At 36.5% G+C, this 1,592-nt stretch carries 1 protein-coding gene; it reads left to right on the forward strand.

What is annotated here, in order from left to right:
* Positions 1-99: 99 nt before the first annotated feature.
* Positions 100-1,592 (forward strand): transposase (locus tag DS742_RS27625; RefSeq protein WP_117420120.1); only part of this gene is annotated, 1,493 nt, incomplete at its 3' end.

The raw sequence follows: 1,592 nt of genomic DNA on the forward strand, positions 1-1,592 counted from the left end.
AGATGGTGATAAGAGACAGGTAGGGGCTGTAAAAAAACTCCCCTAAAAGAAAAATCGCTGAGGTCGTGAGACTTCAGCGATTTTTTGGTATAATTAATTATGCGAATAAATAAAAACACCAATCATAATTATACAGTACGACAGCTAAAATTACCACTGGAAATTGAAAAACTAATTGATATATCTGATCCAGTATACACTTTCTGTGAGGTAATGGATCACATCGACCTATCAAAATATTTTGTAGAGAAAGGCTACAGAACAGGTCGTCCAAGATGTGATGAACAGAAACTTCTCAAAGTGGTACTCTTTGCTTTCATGGAACACGGAATCTGCTCTCTGCGGGAAATCGAAAAACTTTGCAGAAATGATATCCGATATATGTATCTTCTTGATGGCATGAAAGCGCCTTCATTTGCTACATTTGGCAACGTCATCCGAAATGAACTTACTGATTCCATTGAACAGATTTTTTTGGATGTGAATACATATATTTTTGAAAAGGATCATGTCGACCTGGAACACACCTACATTGATGGGACAAAAATAGAGGCAAATGCAAACCGCTATACCTGGGTATGGAAAAAGTCCTGTACAAAAAACCGAGGAAAAGTTTATAAAAAGATATCCATGCTAATTGATGCAATGAACCAGGAAGCATTAGGATATTTTGGTGTAAAACTTGATAAGAGAGACGAGTATGCTGTTGAATATGTATCTGAACTCTTGGAAATGTACAAGAATGCAACAAATCTGGAGGAATCCACGTTTGTATCTGGTTGTGGTCATAGAAAAAGCCTCCAGCAAAAACAATATCAGGAATTAGAGGGATATCTAGAACGATTAAAGACATATGCACATCATATAGAAGTCTGTGGTGTTGAAAGAAACAGTTATTCCAAAACCGATCACGATGCCACTTTTATGCGCATAAAACGGGATTATATGGGGAATGATCAGCTTCTCCCAGCGTACAATCTACAGACCGCTGTCTGTGATGAATATATAGCGGTAGTTGATGTAAAACCATATGCATCTGATATGGAATGCTTTGTTCCTTTGATGGAAAAATTCAATGAAATCTATGGTCATTATCCAAAGTATCCAGTTGCAGATGCAGGCTATGGTTCCTATAATAACTATCTTTACTGTGAAGAGCATGGGATGGAAAAGTATATGAAATTTACCATGTTCAAAAAAGAAATATCCGATAAGAAGTATCACGAAAATCCATATCGTGCAGTCAACTTTAAAAGAGACGAGGATGGAAATTTGATATGCCCAAATGGAAAGACTTTTCACTTCAAAAGCAAACAACATGTCTATAAAAACAAATATGGCAGAACCGAAGAAGTCTATGAATGCGAATCGTGTGAAGGCTGCCAATTTAAAAACGATTGTTGTCCTAAGGCAAGCAAAAACAGAACCATTCGAATGAATCAGGAATTAACATCAATACATCAAGAGGTAATTACAAACCTTGAATCAATACATGGTGCACTGTTGAGAATGAATCGTAGTATACAGGCAGAAGGAACATTTGGCATTTTAAAATGGGATAAGTCCTACAAAAGATTATTTCGAAGAGGTGA

The organism is Lacrimispora amygdalina (genome assembly GCF_003432035.1).
Lineage (GTDB): Bacteria > Bacillota > Clostridia > Lachnospirales > Lachnospiraceae > Lacrimispora > Lacrimispora amygdalina.